The organism is Stenotrophomonas ginsengisoli (assembly GCF_001431485.1).
GTDB lineage: Bacteria > Pseudomonadota > Gammaproteobacteria > Xanthomonadales > Xanthomonadaceae > Stenotrophomonas > Stenotrophomonas ginsengisoli.
On the sequence record NZ_LDJM01000060.1, the window covers coordinates 1 to 2,207 of the forward strand.

The window sequence follows — 2,207 nt, forward strand, 5'->3', positions numbered from 1 at the left end:
AACCTCGCCGCCGATGGCTGTGTGGTCAAGACCGCGGGTGTGGATGAGTCCATCCACGTCTTCGAAGGCACCGCGCGCGTGTATGAAAGCCAGGACGCGGCGGTGGCCGGCATCCTCGGCAATGAAGTGCAGGCCGGCGAGGTGGTGGTGATCCGCTACGAAGGCCCCAAGGGTGGCCCGGGCATGCAGGAAATGCTCTATCCCACCTCGTATTTGAAATCCAAGGGGCTGGGCAAGGCCTGCGCCCTGCTCACCGATGGTCGTTTCTCCGGCGGCACCTCGGGCCTGTCCATCGGCCACTGCTCACCGGAAGCCGCTGCCGGCGGCACCATCGGCCTGGTCCGCGATGGCGATGCCATCCGCATCGACATCCCGCAGCGCGCGATCAATCTGCTGGTCGCCGATGAGGAACTGGCCGCCCGTCGTGCCGAGCAGGAAGCCAAGGGCTGGAAGCCGGCCCAGCCGCGCCCACGCAAGGTCAGCAGCGCCCTGAAGGCTTACGCCCTGCTGGCCACCAGCGCCGACAAGGGGGCGGTCCGCAACCTGGCGCTGCTGGGTGACTGAGTCGGGGCGCGTATTCAGTTTCGTGGTTAGAACCCCCTGCCCCGGTGCAATGCCGGGGCACACCACATATCAGGGGAAGGGAACATGGCTCAGGTATCACGACGCACCAGGATCATCCGGCGGGTATTGGTTGGCGTGCTTGCCGTATCGGTTGTTGTTGCGGCAGTGGCAATCAAGAACAGGATCGACCAGGGCAATGAGGTGATCGTTGAGGGCAGCGCGATGCAGCCCAATCAGCCGCCAGTGCCGACCATGTCATCCGCTGGCAGTGATCCATCGGCGCCGTTGAAAAATGGCAGCGCGCCTCATGCCCCGATGACGAGCGCGAGCCCGCAGCAGCCACAAGCCACTTCCACGACGGCCCCTCAAGGCAGCCTTGCCCTGATCATTTCCCTGATCACCTCGGTGACCTCGGTACTGGGGCTGTTTATGAGCAAATACACCGAATGGCAGCGCGCACGGCTGGAGCAGATGAAGCTGGCCATTGAGCTGCAGCAGAAGGAACTGGAGCTGCAGGAAATGCGGCGCAAGCTGCAGAACGTCTGACGCAAGCCTGCCTGCAGGCGGAAGGGTGTGGCAGCGCGCTTGAGCACCACGGCACTGCCATTTCCCCATGCAGACAGCGTGGACAGGCAAGCGCAAGCAAAACCGAGCGCCAGCCAACCGCCCTCATTGCGCACCGTGTGCAGGCACTCTAACCTGACACACCAGACACGCGGCACCACCACACGGGCGTTGCGGCTACGGTCACCCCGTTCGTTGCGGGTGTATTGATCAATACCGCGTCCTTGCAGTGTCGCGCTGATGAGTCGGGCGAACAAAGTACGCCGATGTACCATGCAAACTATTGATCCAATGGCACCCATCCAGTATCGCCAGCACCAGCTAGCCGGCATACTCGGGAAATTGCCGCAGATAAGCGGCCTACTAGTTGTTAGCCCTCCAACCCACATGACCGGCCTCACGAGAGACAATTCCGCAACAATCGCGTTCGTTGAGGCCTGTTATTTTTCCAATGGCATTGACACAGCCGAGCTCAATGAGTGGGCCGAGCACATCATGATTTCCCACCCCACCTACCCGGACTACGTTGTAGATCTGCGTGAGTTCAACGCTCCAAGGTTTCATTTTTACCGGATTGTTGGGTTCACGCCAGATCGCGAGCTGTCTCAGGCCGAGTCCAAAGCCATTAGTGGCATCGCATATCTTCGTGGTCGCGAGGTAATTGACGGCCCATCCGAGCAAGATGCCTTCACTGCGCTTATCGGCAACTCACACATTCTTGATGAATTCACTTCAACCTTCCCGTTTCTACAGTTGCCGCGACAGGGCTAACAATTCATGTATGGACTCCCCCGTCAAATCCTGGCGGCACGATGTTGTGAAGCTTCAGCTTCACGGCATGTGATTCTTCATTTTCCATCCTGCTGAAACTTTTTCTTCAACCCGGCAAACGGGAGCGGTTGCATTCGTGTATTCGGCTTTGTGGTGGGCTTTCCCGAGCCATCATGGAATCCGCGGAGCAGGGCCAGACGTTCAAGCGATCACGAAGGATCAGAATTGTTATCGGCTTGGCTTCTTCGGGGACCGGCACGCCTGCATGAGGTGAGCAGGTGTAACATCAAAAAGGTTCAACGGTAGTT

The 2,207-nt window shown here is 59.5% G+C and carries 2 protein-coding genes and 1 pseudogene; all 3 read left to right on the top strand.

Features of this window, described 5'->3' with window-relative positions; translation table 11 throughout:
* Nucleotides 1–564: pseudogene (locus tag ABB30_RS15150) on the top strand (dihydroxy-acid dehydratase); the annotation flags it as partial.
* Between the two features lie 84 nt (nt 565–648).
* Nucleotides 649–1,110 (top strand): hypothetical protein, encoded by a 462-nt coding sequence (locus ABB30_RS16365; RefSeq protein ID WP_152980783.1) that lies wholly within the window; start codon nt 649–651, stop codon nt 1,108–1,110.
* A 291-nt stretch (nt 1,111–1,401) separates the two neighbouring features.
* Nucleotides 1,402–1,899 carry a hypothetical protein gene (locus ABB30_RS15160; RefSeq protein WP_152980784.1) on the top strand — a complete coding sequence of 166 codons (498 nt, stop codon included), beginning with the start codon at nt 1,402–1,404 and terminating at the stop codon, nt 1,897–1,899.
* Nucleotides 1,900–2,207 lie beyond the last annotated feature (308 nt).

Coding starts and splice junctions, on each gene's coding strand:
- ABB30_RS16365 (WP_152980783.1), top strand. CDS start 649: ATGGCTCAGGTATCACGACGCACCAGGATCATCCGGCGGGTATTGGTT.
- ABB30_RS15160 (WP_152980784.1), top strand. CDS start 1,402: ATGCAAACTATTGATCCAATGGCACCCATCCAGTATCGCCAGCACCAG.